General features: G+C 31.7%; 18 protein-coding genes. 1 reads left to right on the top strand and 17 read right to left on the bottom strand.

Features of this window, described 5'->3' with window-relative positions; all coding sequences use genetic code 11:
• Positions 1-253: 253 nt before the first annotated feature.
• Positions 254-1,624, bottom strand: coding sequence for a hypothetical protein (locus tag BUB70_RS03060; RefSeq protein WP_143155228.1), 1,371 nt, complete (start codon positions 1,622-1,624; stop codon positions 254-256).
• Between the two features lie 129 nt (positions 1,625-1,753).
• On the opposite strand from BUB70_RS03060, the gene BUB70_RS03055 reads away from it, so the two are divergent.
• Positions 1,754-2,692, top strand: coding sequence for an ABC transporter ATP-binding protein (locus tag BUB70_RS03055; RefSeq protein WP_073118202.1), 939 nt, complete (start codon positions 1,754-1,756; stop codon positions 2,690-2,692).
• Here BUB70_RS03055 and BUB70_RS03050 read toward each other — a convergent pair.
• The 16 genes from BUB70_RS03050 to ruvA all read right to left on the bottom strand — a co-directional run bounded on the left by BUB70_RS03050 (position 2,689) and on the right by ruvA (position 24,378).
• Positions 2,689-3,690: a DUF4837 family protein gene (locus BUB70_RS03050; RefSeq protein WP_084730151.1), complete on the bottom strand. Its 1,002-nt coding sequence runs from the start codon at positions 3,688-3,690 to the stop codon at positions 2,689-2,691. The two genes, BUB70_RS03055 and BUB70_RS03050, sit on opposite strands and share 4 nt — an antisense overlap.
• A 77-nt stretch (positions 3,691-3,767) precedes the next feature.
• Complete coding sequence (locus tag BUB70_RS03045) at positions 3,768-5,111, bottom strand: lytic transglycosylase domain-containing protein (protein ID WP_084730150.1); 1,344 nt, start codon at positions 5,109-5,111, stop codon at positions 3,768-3,770.
• Positions 5,104-6,054, bottom strand: a complete 951-nt coding sequence (locus BUB70_RS03040) for an OmpA family protein (protein WP_073118201.1) — start codon at positions 6,052-6,054, stop codon at positions 5,104-5,106. Before BUB70_RS03040 ends, BUB70_RS03045 begins: the two co-directional genes overlap by 8 nt.
• Before the next feature lie 13 nt (positions 6,055-6,067).
• Positions 6,068-6,832, bottom strand: coding sequence for an exodeoxyribonuclease III (locus BUB70_RS03035; protein ID WP_073118200.1), 765 nt, complete (start codon positions 6,830-6,832; stop codon positions 6,068-6,070).
• A gap of 9 nt (positions 6,833-6,841) precedes the next feature.
• Positions 6,842-9,133 carry a penicillin-binding protein 1A gene (locus BUB70_RS03030; protein WP_073118199.1) on the bottom strand — a complete coding sequence of 764 codons (2,292 nt, stop codon included), beginning with the start codon at positions 9,131-9,133 and terminating at the stop codon, positions 6,842-6,844.
• An 11-nt stretch (positions 9,134-9,144) separates the two neighbouring features.
• Positions 9,145-9,627: a gliding motility lipoprotein GldH gene (locus BUB70_RS03025; protein WP_159431407.1), complete on the bottom strand. Its 483-nt coding sequence runs from the start codon at positions 9,625-9,627 to the stop codon at positions 9,145-9,147.
• Positions 9,620-11,209, bottom strand: coding sequence for a regulatory iron-sulfur-containing complex subunit RicT (gene ricT, locus BUB70_RS03020; RefSeq protein WP_073118197.1), 1,590 nt, complete (start codon positions 11,207-11,209; stop codon positions 9,620-9,622). The genes BUB70_RS03025 and ricT overlap by 8 nt, the downstream gene beginning before the upstream one ends.
• A 137-nt stretch (positions 11,210-11,346) precedes the next feature.
• Positions 11,347-11,577: a ferredoxin gene (locus BUB70_RS03015; protein WP_073118196.1), complete on the bottom strand. Its 231-nt coding sequence runs from the start codon at positions 11,575-11,577 to the stop codon at positions 11,347-11,349.
• On the bottom strand, positions 11,577-12,821 hold the full coding sequence (locus BUB70_RS03010) for a peptidase U32 family protein (RefSeq protein WP_073118195.1): 1,245 nt from the start codon (positions 12,819-12,821) through the stop codon (positions 11,577-11,579). Before BUB70_RS03010 ends, BUB70_RS03015 begins: the two co-directional genes overlap by 1 nt.
• Before the next feature lie 3 nt (positions 12,822-12,824).
• A complete protein-coding gene (trhO, locus tag BUB70_RS03005) occupies positions 12,825-13,856 on the bottom strand; it encodes an oxygen-dependent tRNA uridine(34) hydroxylase TrhO (protein WP_073118194.1) in 1,032 nt (343 codons plus the stop codon).
• Between the two features lie 323 nt (positions 13,857-14,179).
• Positions 14,180-15,052 (bottom strand): hypothetical protein, encoded by an 873-nt coding sequence (locus tag BUB70_RS03000; RefSeq protein ID WP_143155227.1) that lies wholly within the window; start codon positions 15,050-15,052, stop codon positions 14,180-14,182.
• 160 nt (positions 15,053-15,212) lie between these two features.
• On the bottom strand, positions 15,213-15,941 hold the full coding sequence (locus BUB70_RS02995; RefSeq protein ID WP_073118192.1) for an energy transducer TonB: 729 nt from the start codon (positions 15,939-15,941) through the stop codon (positions 15,213-15,215).
• Positions 15,942-15,992: 51 nt separating this feature from the next.
• Positions 15,993-16,286 (bottom strand): VanZ family protein, encoded by a 294-nt coding sequence (locus tag BUB70_RS02990; protein ID WP_073118602.1) that lies wholly within the window; start codon positions 16,284-16,286, stop codon positions 15,993-15,995.
• A 58-nt stretch (positions 16,287-16,344) separates the two neighbouring features.
• A complete protein-coding gene (gene gcvH, locus BUB70_RS02985) occupies positions 16,345-16,725 on the bottom strand; it encodes a glycine cleavage system protein GcvH (RefSeq protein WP_073118191.1) in 381 nt (126 codons plus the stop codon).
• Positions 16,726-16,736: 11 nt separating this feature from the next.
• The gene (gene sov, locus BUB70_RS02980) at positions 16,737-23,774 is read right to left on the bottom strand and encodes a T9SS outer membrane translocon Sov/SprA (RefSeq protein WP_159431406.1); all 7,038 of its coding nucleotides are present in this window, start codon (positions 23,772-23,774) and stop codon (positions 16,737-16,739) included.
• A gap of 22 nt (positions 23,775-23,796) precedes the next feature.
• Positions 23,797-24,378 (bottom strand): Holliday junction branch migration protein RuvA, encoded by a 582-nt coding sequence (gene ruvA, locus BUB70_RS02975; RefSeq protein WP_073118190.1) that lies wholly within the window; start codon positions 24,376-24,378, stop codon positions 23,797-23,799.
• Positions 24,379-24,380: the final 2 nt, after the last annotated feature.

Below are 24,380 nucleotides of genomic sequence, written 5' to 3'. Positions count from 1 at the left end.
AAACCTAAACCATGCCTATAAAATGTTCTGATATATAACATTCATATATTATATTGAATCAATATCTTATAGACACTTAGAAAGATGTCATAAAATACTAAGGCATGGTATAAAATACACATATTATCTAGTATCCCTTTCATAATTAAAGAATAATATAAGTGTTAAATAACCTTGCACTGTACTTTCAATTTTAAAACATAAAATAGATTATAAAAAAAACGTCTTGCTTTTACAAGACGTTTTTTTATTTCTAGAATTTAATACTTACTCCTATGTATGGCCTTACTTGATGAAGTGCTCTAAACGACCCATCTTCTTTTTCTGCAAAGGTCCATTGATAATCAACCCCTGTTTCCATAAACCTATTCAATCTATAGGTTATTAATAAGTTTGCTAACGAACGTTGGTCTAACTTAAACGCATCACCTAAATCATTTAACTGGGCTTTTAAATATTTACCTCTTGCTCTAAACTTCCCAATTTCTTTGGTTTGCAAATTAACACCAACAATAGCACCTCTATTGCTATCTTCTAAATTATCTGGCAACAGCAACTCTCCTTCTATCTTAACCAAACTCAAAATTTCACTTCCCAATTTACCATAAATCCCTTGAGATTTTTCTGCTCCAATTAGCTCCATTAACCTAGTGTCTTTATTAATTTCATAAGCAAAATTAAAAAATTGAGGAATGTAGTTATCTCCATACCATTGTCTTTCTATTCTGGCATTTACATGAAAAATATTGGCAACAAATCTAAATTGAGCTTCTAGACCTGTAGCAAAACCACTTCCCGCTCCATAATTAGTATTTGAGTAAGTCGCGTAATTTCCCGGGTTGTTTTGAATATCATTTGCCAATGCCTCATTTTTATTTAACCTAGTATATTGCATATCCCAAGTTAATTTTAATAATATATTCTTTAAAAGAATTGCTCCAACATCAAAACCAAAAGCACTATTACCATCTCTTGTAAACTTAGTTGATGAAATAGTTCCTCCTATAGAACTTTGCTCATAATCATCTTTATCACTCGCAAAACTAGCTCCAAATTCAATAGTTTGTATGATTGGAAGGTTAGATTTACCAAAAGGTCTATAATATGGTCTAACAGCAAATAATTTTTGAGATCCATTAAAATTCAAATCACTATATATAGCTTCTAAACCAATAATCTCTTTAAAAGTTACATCTGCACTAATTCCTACTTTTCTTCGCTCAAAAGATACTGAATTGCTGTAATTACCCAACATAGCTCCATATCCTAATTGCTCACCTGTCATATCTCCTAATTTAACATAAACAGGATCTTGCTTTTTTTTACCATAGCTTAGATATCTTACCATACGTAAAACACCTACTCCATTATTAAACTCTTCTGTTCTCATTTCTCCATTACTGGCATTAAACAACAAAGGCACATCTAAACCTAAACCAAACTTTCCAAAAGAAAATTCTGGTTGGACTCTCATTCCTATAAATATCTGATCTCCAATAGTAGTTACTCCTAGGTTAGCAGAAACATTATTCTCATTTTCAAAAGCACTTTCAAATCCATCCTGTGAAAAGGTAACTTGAGAAAACATCATTAACATCAATAAAACTCTAAATGTTTTTTTCATAGTATTTAATTTTAAAATTAACATAGGTCAAAATTAAAAAACAATTGACATAAACAAAGACATTTGATAATTTCAATGGTAAAGAACTCCATAATATAAATATTATCTTTGCCTTTCAACTTCAGATTTATGCTAGAAATTAAAAATGTTTCTTACGCTTATACAGCAAAAAAAACCGTTTTAAAAAATATTGATTTTAAAGTAAAAAAAGGGGAATACATTGCTCTTTTAGGAGAAAGTGGATGTGGAAAGAGCACCATGCTTGAAATTATTTACGGTCTAATGGATCTTGAACAAGGAGAAATTCAATACGATGGACAAAAATTATTAGGCCCAAAATATCATTTAGTCCCTGGTCATCCATTTATGAAATATTTGGCTCAAGATTTTAGCTTAATGCCTTATACTACAGCTGCTGAAAATGTTGGTGAATTTCTATCAAACATTTATAAGGATAAAAAGAATGCTAGAATTCAAGAGCTTTTAGAGGTTGTAGATATGACTGATTTTGCTCATATAAAAGTTAAAAATTTAAGTGGTGGACAAAAACAACGAATTGCCATAGCGCGTGTTTTAGCTAAAGAACCAGAAGTTTTATTATTAGATGAACCGTTTAGCCACATAGATAATTTTAGAAAAAACAACCTAAGAAGAAGTCTTTTTAATTATTTAAAAAAACAAAAAATTACTTGTATTGTAGCAACTCATGATAGTACCGATGCACTTTCTTTTGCTGACCGATTGTACATTATTAGAGATACAAAAATAATTGCTAATGGTAGTCCTGAAGAAATTTACAACGATCCTAAAAATAAATATGTAGCCTCATTTTTTAATGAAGTGAGTGAGATTCTAAACAAAGATATAGGCAATAATACAGAAGGAGTTTCTATTCTCTATCCCGAACAAATTAGCATTGTAGAAAAATCAAACATAAAGGTTATTGTTGACAATAGTTACTTTAAAGGTACACATTACCTTGTTGAAGCCATTTTAAACAACAATACTATTATTATTAAAAGCAAAAAACCTTATGTTAAAAACGAAGAAATATTTATTAAAATCTAATTGATTTTAGCCGTTTTTAAAATAGCTTCTAATTCAAAAACAAAGTCTCTTTTATTTACAGATGGAGCATAATTAAACCCTTCTATCACAACAACTCTGTTATTTTTTTTATCAATAATAGAATAGTTTAAAAAAGGTCCAGCATTATATGCTCCAAAAAGATCCCAGGTTCCTCTACTTTCGTACGCTTTTTTACCATCAATCGTTGTTATTGATATACTTGGAGTTCTAGCAGCTTCGGTAATCATGTACATTTTATCAGTATCATTCCCTCTAATATAGGCTTTCCCAATACTATCTCTATTCTTAATAATTTGTTCTAAAACAGGTTTGTTTTCATCAAAAAGTGGGGCTTGATACACAATAATATTATTGGTTTGATCTCCTGAAGCAATTCCTCCTGCAATATGACTTCTCATCCACATAAAAGAACCCAAAGTATCCATCACCATCCTATATTTATTAGGAATATTCATCTTTACTCCTAACTTACTTAGGGCATTTATTTTTTGAGTATATTTATTTTTAACTATATCTTCTTGAATGGATTTTAAATCTCCATCCTTAAATGTATTTACAATCTCATTAGCTTTAGCATGAATTAAATTCACCAAATTTTCTACAGAAGTAGCTTTTACTTGTAATATGGTTTGTGGCTGTGCATATTTATTGGTTGATGCTGCTAACACCTCTTGATCGGCAATCTGCAAAAACAACAAGTTTCTACTATTCTTAAACATTTTAGTAAAAGCACTCTCCGGAATGGTAGAAACACCAAACTGATATTCTACTTGCGGCAATCCTTCAATAGGTTTTTGAATTACTTCTCTAAGCGCTTTTCCTGCTGGTCCTTTCCAAACATCTGGTTCTACCACTACTACTACATGATTAATTCTACCCGTAGATGAAGGTTTCATATAATCATTATTCGTTTTTTTACCATTATCTCCACAAGCAACAATAAATAAAAATGTAAATAATGTAATTATCTTTTTCATGATAGTTTGTTTTAATATTTATAAAGCTTTAAAGTAAATCCCCCAAAGATTGTTCCAAGTTTGTTAAGGGTAAAGTATTAGTTGATTCTCTTTGGATAAATAGTTAATCTCTGACCTATTTTTAAATTGGTAGATGTTAAATTATTCCATTTTTTAAGGTCTCTTACATACACTCCATGTCTTTCCGCAATTAAACCTAAATAATCTCCTGATTTTACTTTGTAACGAATACGTTGACTCATTTCAAAATATTTAGGCAACGGTTTTTCTCTTTCATTTGCCTGCGCTGTGGCGTATTCATAAATCTCACCTTCTTTATCTACAAAAGCTAAAGCATCTTTTAATGGTAGCACCAGTTTATAATTTCTTCCCTTTATATAAGGAACAATATTTAATTTATAAGATGGATTTAAAAACTCCAACATCTCAATATCCGTCCCGACTTTATCATGTATTTGCTGAAAAGTCAACAATTGTTTTACCTGAATACTATCAATATCAAAACGATGAATACGTGGCTCCTCTTTATGTATGCGATGTTCTTTTGCATATTCAAAAATATACATGGTTGCATAAAAAGCAGGTAAATAGTCTGAAGTCTCCTTTGGTAAATAAGGTCTAATATTCCAATAATTGGTTCTGTTTCCAGATCTTCTAATAGCTTTTGAAACATTTCCTGGTCCAGAATTATAAGCTGCCAAAGCCAAATCCCAGTCATTAAAACTATGATATAATTGCTCTAAATATTTACAAGCAGCTTTGGTTGCTTTTACAGGATCTTGCCTTTCGTCAACATACGAACTCACCTTTAAATCGTACATTTTACCTGTTTGATACATAAACTGCCACAAACCTGTTGCTCCTACTCTAGATTTTGCTCTTGGTTTTAAAGCTGATTCTACAATTGCCAAGTATTTAATTTCTAAGGGGATTTCATATTTAGCCAATTGAGCTTCAAATAAAGGAAAGTAATATTCTGCTCTAGCCATCATATCAGGGTAGTACTTTCTTCTATATTTTAAGTAACTTTTGATGACCCTTTCTAGCTCGGGGTTATATTCTAAATGAAAAGGAGTTTTAGAATTGATTACAGCCAAACGTTTTTTTAAAGTATCCGTAGGCAAATCATCCCAAACAACAAACTCTTCTCCATCCTCTGGATTTAAATCTGTAAATACCTCATCTATTATTGATGATCTATATACATTTTCTATCCACAAACTATCTATTTTAGCTAATTCCTTAGCATCAATAGTATCATTTACATAAACAGCCGATTCAAGTTTTAAATCTTCTGTAGATATTTCTAATTTTACTTGACTCTGAATACTATCTTTTTGTTCTTGAGCGTATAAAGAAATTCCTATAAAAAATAATACCGCACCTAACCTAATCTTCTTATAATTCAAAACGCTATTCATTCAATAATTTGGTTACTTCGTCTAAATTTGGAGACAAAATAATTTCAATTCTTCTATTTTTTGCCTTTCCTTCTGGAGTTGTATTTGGAGCTACAGGAACATATTCACCGTGTCCTGCTGCAGTAATTTGCTTTGGAGACACGCTGTTTTCTTGTAAAATTCTTACAATAGCAGTTGCTCTTTTTACAGATAAATCCCAGTTATCTTGAATAACTCCACCTGTTCTATATGGATCATCGTCTGTATGACCTTCAATTAACACATCAATGGTAGGGTTTTGAACCAATACTTTTGCCAATTCTACTACTGCAGATTTTCCATTAGCACCTACTGCCCACTGTCCAGAACCAAACAACAATTTGTTCTCCATAGAAACATATACTTTCCCATCTCTTTGCTCTACTGTTAGTCCCTTTCCTTCAAATCCTTTTAAAGCATTACTAATAGCACTTTTTAATTCTTGCATTGCTGCTTCTTTACTTGCTATTAAAGCTTCTAAATCTTGAATACGTTTAGATCGAGCATCTAAAGCAGCTGTTAGCTTAGCCAAATTTGCTTCTTTCTCAAACAATGCCGTTTCTTTTTCTTCTAACTCTGATAATAATTTTTGGTTCTCTTTGGCTTTAGCGTTAATAGTAGAAGAACTATTTGAAGCCAAAGCATCGTATGAATCTTGTAATTTTTTATATTTACTTAAAGATGCCTCAATCTCTTTATTTAATATTTTAGCCTGATTAATATAGTCTGAATTCAGATTTTGTAGGTCTTTTAACTGCTTATTTAAAGAATTTTCTTCTTTAATTAATTTATCATTTTTAGCAATTAAATCAGCATTGGTATCCGCTAACTCATCATACCTATCAGATAATTCTGTAAACCTTTGTTTGGTAACACAACTGGTTAATAATGCTACCGTAAATATTGAATAAACTAATTTTTTCATGTGATTTGTTCTCTTATTTTGATATTTCTACAACTATTGGACAATGATCTGAGTGTTTGGCTTCTGGTAAAATATAAGCTCTTTCAATTCTATCTTTCATATCAGCTGTTACCATATGATAATCTATTCTCCAACCCTTATTATTATTCCTAGCATTGGCTCTGTAACTCCACCAAGAATAATGATGGGGATCTTTATTAAGATGCCTGAAACTATCTATAAACCCCGTATTGATGAATTTGGTTAACCATTCACGTTCTACTGGTAAAAATCCTGAAGTATTCTTATTTTGTTTAGGATTATGAATATCTATTTCTTCGTGACAAATATTATAATCTCCACAAATAATTAAATTCGGAATTTCTTTACGAAGTTCAGTTACATAATCTAAAAACTCATCCATATAGTTGAGTTTAAAATCTAAACGATCATCATTCGTTCCAGAAGGTAAGTACAGACTCATTACAGAAAAAGCATCATAATCTACACGTAAATTTCTACCTTCAAAATCCATGCTTTCAATCCCTGTTCCGTATTCAACATGTTTTGGCTCCTCTTTACATAAGACTGCCACACTACTGTATCCTTTTTTCTGTGCAGAAAACCAATAATTATATTTATATCCTATTTTTTCAAACTCAGAAATATCTAATTGTTCTTTATGAGCTTTGGTTTCTTGCAAACAAATAATATCTGGATTTGCAGCTTTTAACCATTCTAAAAAACCTTTTTTAATGGCTGCTCTAATACCATTTACATTGTAAGAAATAATCTTCATATACTTATTTTAAAAATCAGGATTGGTTTCTATTAAAGAAGTTTCATCAACTTTATCGTCATCAGAACCACAATCAATTGCGATGCCAAAATTCTCTGGCTGCTCAAAATCTTCTTGACTAATTGTTAAAGTTTCATCAGCATAACATTTTTTCATAAACAATGCCCATGTTGGTAGAGACATACTAGCCCCTTGACCAAAAGTGATTCCTTTAAAGTGCGTAGCTCTTTCATCAGCTCCTGTCCAAACACCCACAGCCAAGTTAGGGACTACTCCCATAAACCAACCATCAGATTGATTTTGTGTGGTTCCTGTTTTTCCCGCAATTGGGTTGGTAAATTCATATGGATATCCCGTAGCAACATTTTCTGGATATTTTCCCCATTTACCTCTTAAACGAACTCCCGAACCTTCCATAGTCACTCCTTTTAATAAATCTAACACCGCATAAGCAGCCTCTTCGCTCATTACTTCTTCAGATTCTGGCACAAAACGTTGTAATACACTTCCGTTTTTATCTTCAATTCTCATCACCATGGTTTGGTGTACTCTAAATCCTTTGTTAGCAAACATGGCATAAGCACCTACCATATCATACAAACTTGCATCAACAGTTCCTAGAGCAATTGATGGGTAAGCAGGAATATCAGAAGTAATTCCAGATTTTTTTGCCAATTGCACTACGGTAGATGGTCCAACTCTATCTATCATTCTTGCCGTAATTACGTTGATAGATTTTGCCAAAGCTTGTTTTAAGGTTAATTCTCCACCGTATTCATCACCTGCATTTTTAGGTGTCCAATCTTCTAACAAACCATATTTTCCTTGTGGAATGGTAAAAGGTGTATTTGGATATTTTTCACAAGGAGAAATTCTAAACTGATTGATAGCAGATGCATAAACAAATGGTTTAAAAGTAGACCCCACTTGTCTTTTTCCTTGCTTCACATGATCGTATTTAAAATACTTGTGATTAATTCCTCCTACCCAAGCTTTAATATGACCTGTTTGAGGCTCTAAAGCCAATAAACCAGAATGTAAAAATGTTTTATAATATTTGATAGAATCATACGGAGACAATAGGGTGTCTTTACTTCCTTTTTTCCAATCAAAGACATTCATCTTTCTCTTTTTCTTAAAATTCTGTAGGATTTCTTTTTTACTTAATCCTTTAGTGTTTAAAGTTCTATATCTGTCAGTGGTACGAACTGCATTCCACATAGTTCTGTCTATTTCTGATTTATCTAAATCATAGAATGGTGCCGTTTTATTGCGTTTTTGTTCTTTAAAGAAAATACGTTGCAAATTAGACATATGTTCATCTACAGCCTGCTCTGCATATTTTTGCATTCTTGAATCTAAAGTCACATAAATTTTTAAACCATCTGAATATAAATCATAATGAGTTCCATCTGGTTTCGGGTGATTTTTAATCCATGTTTTTAAATAATCTCTTAAGTATTCTCTAAAATATGTTGCATGTCCATCACTGTGTCCTTCTGGATTATAGTCTATTTCTATAGGCAGAGCGTTTAAAGAATCTTTTTCAGTTTCGGTAATAAATCCATTTCTTTCTAATTGCCCAAAAACAGTAGCTCTTCTTCTAAGAGCATTTTCTGGAAATCTTTTAGGATTGTATAAAGATGGATTTTTAGCCATCCCCACCAAAATAGCAGATTCTTCAATATTTAAATCTATAGGCTCTTTGTTAAAATATATTCTAGATGCAGAGCGAATTCCAATAGCATTATACAAGAAATCATACTTGTTCAAGTACATCGTAATAATCTCATCTTTAGTGTATTGTTTTTCTAACTTCACTGCAATTACCCATTCTTTTAACTTTTGGGCAATACGTTTTACAATATTTCTAGTCCCGTAATTTTCTGTAAAAAGTTGTTTTGCTAGTTGTTGAGTAATGGTACTTCCTCCTCCATCTTGCCCTAATTTAGCAATGGCTCTGGCCAAACTAAAGAAATCAATACCTGAATGTTCATAAAAACGTTCATCTTCTGTTGCTACCAAAGCATCTACCAACTCTTGTGGCAATTCATCATAACTTACTGGAGTTCTGTTTTCTCTAAAATATTTCCCTAGGGTAACTCCATCAGATGATATAATTTCTGAAGCAAAGTTTTTTTCAGGACTTTCTAATTCCTTAAACGTTGGCAATTTTCCAAAAGCTCCCATACTTACCAATAAAAAAATGGCAAATACACTTAGCACAGAAAATGAAAACAAGGCCCAAAATACTTTTAAATAAAAAGTGTAATTCGGTTTTGCTGCTTTTTTCTTATCCATTACTATAAATATTAATCTTGTATTTTTTCTATTCTAAGGCCAACATCTGTAACCCCATTTAACTCTTGAACTCCTTCTATTTCACCTCTTTTTCTCATCGCTTGATAGAACTCAAACCTATAAGTTCCCTTTTTAGTAAACTTATATTTTTCTAAATAATAAAGCTTATTATCTTTTACATCTGTCATCCCATCTCCTAACCAATTTCCAAAAGCATCAGCCATTTCATACTCTAAGGTATCTTGTAAAATAGCTCCATTAGGCAATGTCATTTTACTAATAACATATAAATTTCTATATGGATAGTCAGTATCTGTACGAACGTTTAAAAACACATTTTGTTGTGAATTGGTATCTTCAATATCAACTTCAAAAACAACAGGTTCCTCCAACCTCCAAACACTATTATCCATAGCTTGGTAGGTATCGTATTTCTTATCAGAATCACAAGAAATACAAAGAAAAACAAATATGAAATAAATAATTTTATTCACTCTTTGCAGGCCCATTATTTGGTTTATTAGGTCTTTTTCTGTTATTTCTACGTTTTGGTTTATTGGTATTTGGAGCCCCTTCATTTGACTTTACAGCATTATCTACCGACTGATTTGGAGCACTTCCATCAGCTTGTGGCTTCTTTCTCTGAGGTTTTCTTTTAGGCCTTGGTTTGTTAGGTTGATTGGTTTCTGTATTGGTATTTCCTTCAACTTTTGAAACTGAATTGGGCTTTTCTCCTTGAGGTTTGTTAGCATTGTTGCGTCTACGGTTGTTGGGCTTTTTTGAAACAGGTTTATTAGCTGTTTCTTCTGGACCACCAACAGTATTATTAACATTTTGTTTTGGTCTTTGATTTGATTTTCTTACAGATGGTTTATTTGGTTTTCTTTCTGTAGAATTTGTATTTGGGGTGTTTGACTTAGACTGATGGTTGTTCCCCTGTTTATTTCTAGAACGATTGTTTTTTCTACGTTTAGATTTTTGCTTAGGCTCATCAAAACGAGTTAAACTATCTTGTCCTACAACATTTTCAAAATCTACTTTTGTATCTTCAATGTTTTCTGCATCATATTCCTCAAGACCATCAACAGTATTTCCTTGCTTATTTTCTTCTAAAATTTCTTGAACTTGCTCTAAAGTAAGCTTAAACCATTTAGATTTATCATCTTTATAAGTATACCAGAGTGTTTCTTTAAAAATGTCCATTTTTACAAACGTAGCCAATCCTTTTACGGTTTTTAGCATCACACTTTGAGATGGAAACCCTTTTAAAGCATCCAAATAAGTATCTAACTCATAATTTAAACAACATTTTAACTTACCACATTGACCAGCAAGTTTTTGAGGATTTAAAGAAAGTTGTTGATATCTAGCTGCCGCAGTATTTACTTTTCTAAAATCTGTTAACCAAGTAGAACAACAAAGCTCTCTACCGCAAGAACCTACACCACCTAAACGAGCTGCTTCTTGACGTAAACCTACTTGTTTCATTTCTACTCGAATAGAAAATGCCGAAGCCAATTCTCTAATCAACTGACGGAAATCTACACGATCATCTGCAGTGTAGTAAAAAGTAGCTTTATTCCCATCTCCTTGATATTCAACATCAGAAAGTTTCATTTTAAGACCTAACCTAATAATGATTTCTCTTCCTCTTTTTTGAGTTTCAACTTCCCTATTTCTAGCTGTTTCCCAAGTTTCGATATCCTTTAAAGTAGCTTTTCTATAAATTTTCTTTACTTCTTCGCTATCTGTAGCTACTTTTTTCTTTTTCATTTGAATTTTAACCAATTCTCCTGTTAAAGAAACTGTTCCTATATCGTGACCCGGATTTCCTTCTACCGCCACTACTTCACCAATGGTTAGCTGAAAATTTTTCTCGTTTTTATAAAAGTGTTTACGTCCGTTTTTAAAACGAACTTCAACAATATCAAATGGTTTTTGACCTGTAGGCAATTCCATATTAGAAAGCCAATCAAAAACTGTTAACTTATCACAACTTCCAGTACCGCAACTTCCGTTACTTTTGCACCCATTTGGTACACCACCGTCTTTAGTTGAGCAACTAGTACAGCTCATATATTTTATATATTATTTCACACTATGTGTAAGATTCATAATTAAAACAAAACCAACTTCAACGTTCATTTTGTTATCAATTTTTAAAGATAGAATTATTCTAACAGAAAGTAAAGTTAATCTACTACTATCGTATTCTACATTTGTTTTACCTGTATAATTTTAACAGGACATGCTTTTTTTGCCTCCATTGCAGCTTCAAAAATGGTTTCATCAGGAGATTTTAGCGTATAAAAACCTTTTTTATCCTGAGCATGTAACAGCACAGATTTACCATCTTTTTTAGACATTTGGAATTGACCTGGAGCCAATTCCACACAATAGTTACACCCAATACATTTGTTACGCTGTAAAGTAATTACTACCATTATGCTTCTACTATATTTTCTACTATTTTATACAGCTTATCTGATGGTCTAATTCTAAAATCTAATTTTAAAGTACAAGAATCTCCTTTACTTGCTTTTTCTGCATATTTTTCATCAACAAATAATTCTTTTACTTCCATTTCTTTAGCCCCTGTAGTTGGCCCTGTAATTAAAATAGTATCTCCAACACTAATATCGTAAGCCTCAATTTTAAACTCACCTACATTCGCTTTAGGAAAATAATGCATTCCTTTACCTAAATAAACTTTTTTCTGAGTAGCATGAGAACCAGACCCTTTACTCCATTCACCTAATTTTTGTCCCAAATAATATCCGCTCCAAAAACCTCTGTTATAAACTTTTTCAAGTTCTAGCATCCATGAAATTACTTTTTCTTTATCAAAAGTTCCAGCTTCTAAACTATCAATAGCTTCACGGTAACATTTAATTACTTTGGCAACATATTCTGGGGCCCTACCTCTTCCCTCAATTTTTAAAACTTTGATTCCAGCATCTGCAATGTCATCTAAAAAATCAATGGTACACAAATCTTTAGGAGACATGATATATTCATTATCTAGCTCCATTTCAAAACCAGTTTCCTGATCTATAACTGTGTATTTTTTTCTACAATTTTGCTTACAAGCCCCTCTGTTTGCTGATGAATTTGCAGAATGTAAACTCATGTAACATTTACCAGATACTGCCATGCACAAAGCACCATGACCAAAAATTTCTATTTCAACCAATCGTCCAGAAGGACCTTTGATTTGCTCCTTGTCTATTTGCTCAGTAATTTTTTTAACCTGACGTAAACTTAACTCTCTACTCAACACAATTGTATCAGCAAACATAGCATAGAATTTAACCGTTTCTATATTTGTGATATTTATTTGGGTAGAAATATGTACTTCCATCCCTTCAGCTCTTGCAATAGCAATTACCGCTTGATCCATACAAATAACCGCAGTAATATCAGCTTGTTTTGCTTTTTTTATTAATGTTTTTACGATAGACAAATCATGATCGTAAATAATAGTGTTTAGGGTTAAATATGAACGAACATTTTTATCTCTACATCGTTTAGAAATTTCCTCTAAATCATCTAACGTAAAATTTACTGAAGCTCTTGCTCGCATATTTAATTGTTCTACCCCAAAATAAATAGAGTCACAACCATTATCTAAAGCAGCCTGCAAAGATTCAAAATTCCCGGCAGGAGCCATTAATTCTATTTTTTGCATCACTTACTTTTTAAACTTTAAAACTTCTGAACGTCCTTTTTTAAAAATCTTATTACTGTTTGATTTTCCTTTTCTTAACTCCTTTTGCTCTTCGTATGGTAATGCATTAATTTCCTTGCATTCATCAGAACAACATTCATCCATTTTTTCTTTACAAGAATCACACTGAATAAATAGTAAATGACAAGCTTCATTCGCACAATTTACATGGGTATCACATGGTTCTCCACATTGATGACAATTTGAAACTACATCTTCAGATATTCTCTCTGATTTTCTATGGTCGAAAACAAAATTTTTCCCTTTGAATTTATTTTCAAGACCTTTTTCGTTTACTTGACGGGTATATTCTATTATTCCACCTTCTAGTTGAAATACATTTTTAAAACCTTTGTATTTGTAATAAGCACTCGCTTTTTCACAACGAATACCTCCAGTACAATACATCAATAAATTTTTATCTTCTTTATGATCTTTTAAATCTGCTTCAATAATATCTAAAGAATCTCTGAATGTATCTACATCAGGAGTAACAGCTCCATCAAAATGACCTATTTCGCTTTCGTAGTGATTACGCATATCCACACAAATTGTATTTGGATCCGCAAGTAATTTATTAAACTCCTCAGCATCTAAATGAATTCCTTTATTTGTTACATCAAACAAATCATCATTTAATCCATCCGCTACAATTTTATCTCTAACCTTTACTTTTAATTTAAGGAATGATTTATTGTCTTGCTCAATAGCTATATTTAATCTGATATCTTTTAAAAACGCTATGCTATCTAAATGTTCCTTAAACTCATGAAATTTATCTGCAGGTACAGACAACTGAGCATTAATACCCTCTTTAGCCACATAAATCCTACCCAAAACTTCTAATTGATCCCAGGTAATAAATAAATGATCTCTAAAAACTTGTGGATTTCCAATGTGATGATATTGGTAAAAAGAAATAGTTAAGCGGTCTTTACCCGCTTGGTCAATTAGTTGCGCACGTTCTTCTGCGCTTAACTTATTATACAGTTGCATGCTATATGAATTTAGTTAAACATTAAAATTTGTGGCAAAGATAGGAGAAACTATTTAAACACAGATAACTCATAAAAGAATTCCCTTTAAGATTGGGATCTCTTAAAGGGAATTCTTAAAACTAAAACTATAAAAAACTAAGTATTATATATAACAAATGCTGTGCCAATTAACCTTAAACAAAAAAGAATTGCCTTTAGAAATATTTCTAAAGGCAATTCTTAAACTAAACTATGAAAATTATATTCTAAACTAATTAGTAGATCACAAATGCTATGCCAAAAACCGAAAAATAAAAAAGTTTATTTTTAACTATCTAAATATCATATAGCAATTTTATAATTAAAAAACTTATTTCCTTTTTTAACGGTAACAATATAAATACCTTTAACTAAATTTTGATTTAAAACTTGTTGCCCAAGCATATTACGTACATGTATAATCTCACCTAAATTGGTTATTATTTTTTGATCTTCTACCGACACTATTAAACCTTCAATAACATTTACATTCGTGGTCAATGTTGTCATTTCAAACATCGTTGAATCAAATGGAACAAATAATTCACCATTACTTGTATCCGTTGTCCAATTTTCTTCATTGTTAACTAGTATCTTATACTCACTAATTGTTTTTCCCGTTCTCAAGCCTGTATACTGGCCACCATCTTTACTCTGAGTATCATCAATAACCAAAAAGTTTTCTCCTACTGTTAAGCCCGTCTGTGAAAAGTTTGATGGACGACCGTTATCATGAACCTCAATACCTGTTAACCATATTGTAATATTATTAGTTGTTGGATTACCTAATGTTGCAAATATATTATCACCATCAGCTCCAACAGACAAACCAAAACCTGCCTCACTTCTATCAATAACTCCAATTGAGGCTCCATATAATGGATTGGTATCATTCCCTATATCTGTAAAAGTCACAACAGTTCCTGCCAGAATTACTGCATCACCTGTACTCCAAGTAATTACTCCTTCAGAATCATCTATAATACCATTACCACTAGCATTAGGTTCTCCATCAGTAAAATAAATAATTGAGTTCTCAGGAATATCTACAAATGTAACGATAGCAAAATCATCATTACCATCACCATTATATCCCACAAAAGCAATATCTCCTTGATTTTGAGCAAATAAAGTAGTCGTTATTAACGTAAGTATTCTTAATGTAATCTTTTTCATTTCTTTCAATTTTAAATTTTTTATTAAAAATAAAAAAACACCTAAAAATCTCAAAATCTGAATACTACGAAAAAACACAGTTGATTTTTTAGTAAAAATTATATAAATAAAAAGCCTCGTGAGAAAATCACGAGGCTTTTTATTTATATAATTTAAATTTTTACTCTACTCTAAACACAAGAGGTAGAGAGAATAATAAATTTACTTTTCTACCATTTTGGCTTGCAGGAACCATTTGAGGCAAACCTTTTAAAGTTCTTTCAAACTCTTTTTGTAATTCTGGATTACTGGCTCTTACCTTAATCTCAGAAACTTTACCGTTAATGTCAATTTTAAACATTGCCGCCATTCTTTGAACCCCACTAAGTCCTAACTCTTCAGCCAAACCAATATCAAAGTTTCTACTGATATACTTACTAACCATTTCACTAAAGCAAGCTTTTTTGTCTTTGGCTTTCTCACATCCAGGGAAAATTGCTGGGTTTTGAATTGCTGCAAATGGTACATCTTCATAAGTTACCATTTCACCTTCATCGCTATACTCAACAGCCTCAATATCTACGACATCTTCTAACTCAACATCTGTAGTCTGAATAACTACTTCCTCTATTTCAACATCATCTTCAACTTTTTCAAATTGTTCTGGAGATGGTGGCGGTGGTGGCGGTGGCGGTGGCGGTGGTGTAGATGGTGGTTTGATTTGTGTCATCACCATCGTCTCTACCTCATCCGACTGTAGGGTTACTGATTGTAGTTCCTCTACAACTCTGTCATAAGTTTTACTCTCAATAGCCACATAGACTACATATAGAGCTAAAACCAATCCTAGCAATGTAAAAACTTTGCTAAAATTTTCAAGATTAGATTTAGGATTCTTTTTAACTTCCATTGTTTATTCAGTTGAATTGAATTTTAGATTGCTAAAATAACGAAATTAGAATTAGACTTGCAAATATATACGGTTAAGGATTTTTAAAAAAATATAACCTATGGCTACACCTATAGAATTAGCTATAACATCCATTAAATCACCGGTTCTATGACTCGTTAAACTTAGCTGTAATAACTCAATAATTATACCATATACTATAATTATTAAAAATAAACTCAAAAAACTCAAAGGAACTTTGCCTAGTTTACATGATAACATCCAAAAGAATGAAATTACTGCATAAGCAAAAACATGTTCAAATTTATCGGTATATGAAATCGTAAAATTTGGAATTCCTTCCATATTTACCAAACTTAAAACTAAAACCAACAAACTAGAACTAATAGCAAAAAATAAGCTATTATGCTCCAATAAGTTCTTTATATGCTTCAGCATCTAATAAGTCTTGAATATCTTCAATATTATTTGGTTTCACTTTAATCATCCATCCTTTTCCGTATGGATCTTCATTTACTACTTCTGGCTCATCTTCTAACTCATCATTAAACTCAATTACTTCTCCTGTTATAGGCATAAACAAGTCAGATACTGTTTTAACAGCTTCTACAGACCCAAAAACTTCATTAGCATCAATAGTTTCGTCTAAAGTATCAACATCAACATAAACAATGTCTCCTAACTCACTTTGAGCAAAATCTGTAATTCCGATCACAACTAGATCTCCTTCTACTTTTACCCATTCATGATCCTTTGTGTACTTTAATTCTTGTGGAAAGTTCATTTCTTTATTTTTTAATTTCCTAGGTTATATACTATACTTAGTCCTGTATTGATTGATTGTCTTGGATACAATGTTGAAATTGCATAACTAGACACATTTTGATCGTAATACAAACTTGCCGTAAAATTACGACTTAAATTATAATCTGCTGCAACTTTAATTCCTAATAAATTTTGCCCTCCAACTGGTTGATTTGCTGAGGCATCAATACTTCTAATGCTAGTAACATCAGTTCTATACGAAACATCTGCTTTGATATTTATATCACCTTTTAGGGTTTTTCTTTGTTTTAAGAACCTTGTTTTAAGAGATACATCTTTAATACGATAACCGATTCCAAATACATATTCATTTCCTAAAACCTCGGATAAGGTGGTATTATTTAAGTTTAAAGATAAAGTTCTACTGGTATTAATAGTACCTCTAAACGACAATGAATTTTTTAATTTTACATCTACTTTAATCAATGGTGAAAAAGCATCGACCAAGGTAACTCCTGAATAAATTAAATTAGATTGAAATGGATTTGAATTATCTGAGTTTAAATTACTAGAAAAATTATTAATTGTATACGATGAATTATAACCATGTGTAAGTGTAAAATTGCTAAAGTTTTCTTTTATAAACCCTACTCGCATTAACCCTCTGTAAGTTAATTGCCAGTTTGGTATTGGTAAACTCCTAAAAATTGTTTTATCACTACCGACTACATCGTTACCACTATAAGCTGATAAGAAAGAATAAATTAAAACTTCTTGGCTATTTAATGCTTGAGTTAATGTACCATTCCCTGCATTTATTTCTCCCTGATAATTAGGATGTATCTGACTAACAACTTTTGACCTATTATTAATGAATGTATTAAACAATTCATCTGCATCAGCATCAAAAGCCGTTTTTATTAAAGAATATGAAATATTAAAGTTTCCGTAGGTATTAACCTTTGATGCTTCAATATCGCTACCCCCTGTGATATAATCTATTTGCTGACTAGAATTACTAGCATAAGTTCTGTTTCCTGTTAACTGAATATTTAAATCATTCATTGGTTTTATGGTTACATCATAACTAGCACTCGTTACTAAATTATTTGCATAATTTTTATTGTAAATAACATCTGTTGCCTCTCCAGACCTACCCAATAACCACCCATTGGTAACTGCATTCTGAAGAACATTTGTTTGCTGACCAAAAACATAACTCAAACTTGGTGCATAACTTCCATTATACTTATTTCTTCCTAAGAAACCTATTTCTGGAGCATATCCATTTAAAGAACTTCCTGTATTTCTATTATAACTTAATTTTGCTGTTTTAAAAGAACTTAACAAACCATATATAAAATCTCCTACAGATGCTCCACTAGCTCTTTTCTTTCTACCAACCACTGGCAATCTTGATTTCTTAGTAGATGGTGAAAACAACTTTTTAAGTCCTATTTCTTTGTAAAATTTAGAAAAGTTTAAATTACTTGTAAAATTATGTGTTTGCCCATTCTGAATAGTGTTCCCTACTTTATCTACAAATGATGGAGAAGCAGCCTGCCAACTAAAATTTCCTGAATAAGAATAGTCAGCATTTACAAAACTTAGCAACGGAATTTTATCAATAGGAATTTTATAACTAGCAGTTATACTTTGGGCATAATTGCTTGGTCTACCAATGTTAAAGAAATTAGAATATAAGTCCATATTTTCAATTTCCTCTTCTGGAGTTCCATCACGCTCATAAGTATCGTAGATATAGTTATTACTTGCATTAAAAGCCACATTAATAGCACTTGTTACCTGATATCCAATATTGTAATTCCAATCAAACATAAAATTACGTTGCTTTAATATTGGAATAGGAAGATTATTAGGGTTTGATAACAAGTCTCTGGTTTTATACTCGCTATAATTTCTTTTGATATTACTATTAACCCCAATAGAGGATGGTAATAAATTAAAGTTAAAGTCTTTGATCAACTTTAGGTTTTTATCATCAAATAATGCTGAGTTTTTAAATGGCGTTACCTCTATTTGTTTAAACTTAAAAGCATAATTAGCCGATGCATTTACACTTTGTTTGATGTCTTTTTCTATGGTATAACTTTCGTTTACAGCGTCACTATAACTATAAGAAACGCTAAAGTTTTCAATATCATAAACTTGAGGCTTTTTAACAGACCCATCTGCCCTGTCTTTTTTCACATTGATTAAACTAATGCTCCTTCTTTTGCTTTTGATATCTATACTACTACTATTTGGATTGATCTCTTTAGTGTCTTTTGACAAAACATCTTCGTATTTAGGATCAAACTTAGGCGTTCTAATTTCTTCTGAAACTGTATAGTTTACCGGAATTTTAACATTCCAATCGTTTGGCAATAATTGACCAACATTTACACTTGTATTAACACTATAGTTTTTTATTTCTTCTTGACTTCTTTCATTCACACTCTGATCTATACCACCAAAACCTATGGATTGATACCCTCCATTTAAAGAAATTTTTGCAAAATCAGCAATATTAGCATCTGCAGAAACTTTGGTTGCCCACCCTCCTTTATTATCAAAACCAGACATTCTTAATTCATTAAACCAAACCTCAGCAGATTTTTGAGTAACATCTTTATTTTTAACCCCCATAAAAATAGTTCTCACATTAGATAAGTTAGGGTTTCCTTTTACTCTTATAGCAACCGTAGAGTTATCAACATTAGCAGGGTATACACTTAATGAACTTTCACTTTCTGCATCTCTTTTTAGTTTTAAACTGGTTAAGTCTGTTAAAGAAACATCTAAATTATTTGCCTCTGGCCAAACAGCATAAGCTCCCAGAGCATTACTAGTCCCAAAATTTGGAACTTCGGTTGTTTTTAATGGAATTTCTATTTGATAGTAGTTGTCATTAGTATCACTTCCTAAACGAATCACCGCTACTAAATCATCATCATTTACGGTGTTTGCAGCTAATTCCTCGGCATGAATAAACATTTTTAAACGCTTAAACATACGCATATCTACATTCACATTTTTATATACTCCAATGGTATTGTCCTGCTCAAGATTCTCAACCTTTACACTTAAAGATTGTTCATTTTGTTGTAACACATTAGCTGTTCCTTGTAAGTTTTGCCTAACAATTGTTGGAGGTAGAATATAATTAATTGGCACTCTATTTTCATTCTCTTCAATATTTACCGTTCCTGTTTCTACAATATTTTCGGTAGCGGTTAATTCTCTAGGTGTTAAAACATCATTTTCATCTATAATCTGATCATAAATACGCCAATCTCCTCTTACCAATTGTAATTCAGCAAAACGCAAAGCCACAGGAATTTCAAAATCGGTTAAAAACATACGCATAAAACGTATGGATTGAAAACTATTGATACCCCCAATAGCTCTACCATTAGCAATTGGCACTCTAAACAAATACCATTTAAACTGTTTATCGGTTCCGTTTTCTAAGGTTACGGTAGTGGTTCTTTCATCAAAAATATATGGATTAGTATTTTTGCTTAAATTGTTTTGAGACAAATCTACTTTATACTGCCAATAGGCATTTAATGTATTCATGGTTTGATCTCTATCAATATCTTCTACATCAGGATTGTTGGTTGCCGCTGTTGGATATGATTCTTGAGACAATGTAGCCGTTGGCGAGTTCCCTTCTGTATTGTTGTAATTTTTATAACGTGTTAAAATAGATGCATTTTGATTGTCTAAGTCTGTTCCTCTAAAAAAATGATAATCATCTGATGATGGATCTTCTAAGGTTGATAAATCTGGAAATCTATTTTTTTCTTCCTGATTATTCATTCCATCCAAACCTACATCTTGATTTCTCCTAGTCTCATCACCTTGGTCAAAAGCATATAATAATGATTTTTCTGTAGGGATATTAGCCAAATTAGTTTGATCCACCCCAATTGAAGTATCACCATTTTCTGGCAAACCATTCTCAAACCCTTTTCTGTTGTCTTTTAAAATATCTTCTGAAATACTTCCTAAGTTGATATATAAAGTTCCGTTTTGATTGGTAGGATTTGGGTTGGTTATAATTCCCTCATTATTGGTAATACTATAATTTTCATAAGGATCTTGCAACCAAAATTCTATATACTGAACATTTGATCTTTGAAAATCTGTAGTAGTTAAACCTCTAGAAATTCCAGCCCAGCGTTCTTCTGGATTACTTAATTCTTTTGGGTTTGTGTTTGATATTTGTTCGTAATTGTAAGGCCCACGCTCATTAGGATAATAAGTAAGATCAAAAGTTTGAAGATTTGTTCTTTGGGTAATATCTAAGTTTCTTTGCGGGAACAATTCTTGACTTTGTACTGGTCTTACCTCAGCTCTAGAAACTTCATTAGGATCAATATTACTTGGTTTTAGAGAAGTATTACTATAAAACAATTGATCAATGGTATACCATGCTAATTTTGCACGTTTTTTTCCATAATCAAGACTATTGGTATTTGCCTCTCCAAAATCTACTCCATCAAAACCAACAGGAACACTTGCTAGAGACCAACTCTGTGCAGACCCAATATTAATCGGAATTTGAGCTCCTTCAAAATCATCAATATAAGTAGTAGCCTCTCCACCAATATCTATACTAGACGGAGTGTTAGGTCTTAAATAAGCGATATCTCCTCTTACAGAAATATTAGAAGGAGCATCGGTGTCAATATTTGGTAAATAATTAGCCAAATCTGTTAACACAGGAGCTTCTGTACTATAATTAAAATTTAATCCATACATAGAGTTGTTAATAGGATCTTGACCAAACTGAACTTTATTAGTCATAGGTCTTTCACTAATATTTAAGTATGTTGCCCCTAACACAAACTTATCACTAAACTTATGTTCTACATCAAACCCTATAAATGTTTTTCTTTGTTGATTAAAGAAAGTATTATTTTCTAAAGATACATTTACTGCCTGACCAGAAGCCTCTATAGACGGATTGATAATTTTTACCCTTCCTGCAAAATAATCAACCGTATAATCTATTCCTTCAACCAACACAATTCCTCCTGCTGTTACCGTAACAGACCCTCTTGGCACATTAAAAGCACCTAAAGAAATTCCATCAGAAGCACTAGCTTTATATTGTCCTTTAATTAAAAACTTATCTTTCTTTTGATAATCGTTTTCTGCTACCGATGCTGTTGTAGTATACAACTCGTTAAATACATACTTATCTTTATCTTCTTGACTTGTTAATGTTTCTTCTAAATCCCTACCAAAAGGCTCAATTGTTGGAAAAATAATACTTCCATTTTTAGAATCTACCGTTAAATTTTCTACATAATCAAAAAAGCCATCCCCTTTGTAATTATCTCCACTTGGTCTGGTTAAATTATTATTAGCATCTAATCTATCTAAATTAGTAATGTTTAAAAGCGTTCTATTTTTTATTTCCTCTTCTGCATCTTGTAAATTGTTTGACGCCTGTCCTGTAGCATCATTTCTATACAATAAATCCATACGGAAACCATCTCTTTGCATATCGTAAGCTCCTAAAGAATAAATATTCTTCATCATCAAATTCCACACAATAGCCTGAGTATCTATTAATTGTGGTCTAATTAATTTTACGACAATATTTTTATCACTTTCAATTCCATCAGTAGACAATTCTCCTACTCTATAAGCTTGACCGTTATAAGTATATTCATAAGCAATGGCCATGACATCTCCATCATTTAAACGAGAATTTAATGATACATATCCCAATTGAGGGTGATAGGTAAATTCATTAGGAGTTAACTTTCTTGCATTTTCTACAATAGCATATTCTGCTCCTTGTTGAAAACCAGACAGTACTCCAGGTACATCTTGAACACTTCTTAATTGATTATTTTGAGTACCAATATATTGGTTTAAAGTGTTCTCCTCGTTTCTTGGTATCAACAAAGCATTTGGCGACTGTGAAACTTGAGTAGTATTGGTTATGTTAGATTGTGAATTATCATACTTATCTGTTCCTGATTCTGCCAAATCGACCAAACCAACAATATTTCTAACATCTTGGGTATTGGTATTTCTATTGGTTACCCACACCTCCACTTTTGTGATTTGAACAGCAGAATTAATTAAAGGTAATTCTTTTAAAGCATCGTTATATCTATTTCTAAAATATTGTGCTATAAAAAAGTGTCTGTTATTATCGTATTGGGTAGTTCTTAATTCAAACTGAGACAAGGCCGAACCTCCTTCTGCAATTACGTTTTTAGTCTGTGATTGCTGTTGAGAAATAACTCCTGTTACTGTAGTAGCTCCAAATTGTAATTTTGTTTTTACTCCAAACAAACTCTGCGCACCACTTATTAAATTATTCTTAACATCCATAGAAACATTCCCGACTTCAATACTTCTAATAATATCGTCTTCAGTAGGTTCGTATGTTAATTTTACTTGATTTTGGAACGAAAAGGTAGATTGTGTATCGTAATTAATATCTGCATTTAATCTTTCTCCAACTTTAGCTGTTAAACTTGCTCTAATTTGTTGATCAAATTCTGGCGTATAACTTTTTCTATTTTCTTCTGAAAGCAAAGGATTTTCAACATTTTGATACAAAAGACCAAAACGAAGCGTTACAGATCCTCTAGGAATTAATTTTATTTCTGAACCTCCGAAAACCGTTTCAAAAAAATCATTATTTACATAAAAAGTAGGTAATAAATCTTTTTGATCTGCCTCAGAATCATCTCTAATTCCATCAACAGCTCTAGATTTTGCTTTAAAGTAATCTTGAATATCTTTTTTTAATCGATAGTCTTGATATTCTTTTTCTGTTAAATATTTTGGAGTGGTAAAACTAGAGTTTCCTATTTTTTCTCTAACGATATATCGACCAATTTTAGGATCGTAAATAACATCTTTTTCTGTTGGGTTTTTTAAGTACAAAACCCCTTCAGAGTAATTATCAAAAGAATAAACAGGAGCTTTATTCTCTGTGTTTATTGTATCTTTTTCCTTTTCTTGTCCGTAACTATTGTATGTTACAACAAGACCTAATAATAGAATTATTATTCGGGAAAAGTTTTTCAATGTATGTTTAATTTAGTTCAGTTTATAGTTTTTTCAAAGCTAGTTTTATCAATTTTTCTACATCTGCATCTGGCGTCTCTTTTAAAATAGCTGTGACTGCTTTTTCTGCTTGACGTTTCACAAAACCTAATACTTCTAAAGCAGATAACGCTTCTTCTTTAATACTATTGTCCGTCAACGCAATAGTATTTTCCATATCATAGGTTTTGACAATTTTATCTTTTAATTCAATGATTACTTTCTGAGCTGTTTTTGCTCCGATCCCCTTAACCGACTGAATTACAGCCACATTATCTGTAGCCAATGCTTTTTGAATTTCTTCGGTTGTTAATGATGACAACATGGTTCTAGCAATGCTAGGTCCAACTCCCGAAACTGATATCAGCAATTTAAAAATTTCTCGCTCTAATATAGAAATAAATCCATACAAAGTATGTGCATCTTCTCTAACAATTAGTTGTGTGTACAACATCACTAATTCACTGTCTGGTATTTGAGAAAATGTGTTTAAAGATATATTTAAAAAATAACCTACGCCGTTGCATTCCACAATGGCGTAGGTTGGATTTTTCTCTATTAGTTTACCTTTTAAATGGGTAATCATTT

Origin of the sequence: Wenyingzhuangia marina, assembly GCF_900130035.1 — a bacterium.
In the GTDB taxonomy this organism is placed as follows: domain Bacteria; phylum Bacteroidota; class Bacteroidia; order Flavobacteriales; family Flavobacteriaceae; genus Wenyingzhuangia; species Wenyingzhuangia marina.
This window is presented reverse-complemented; position numbering and strand designations above follow the sequence as displayed.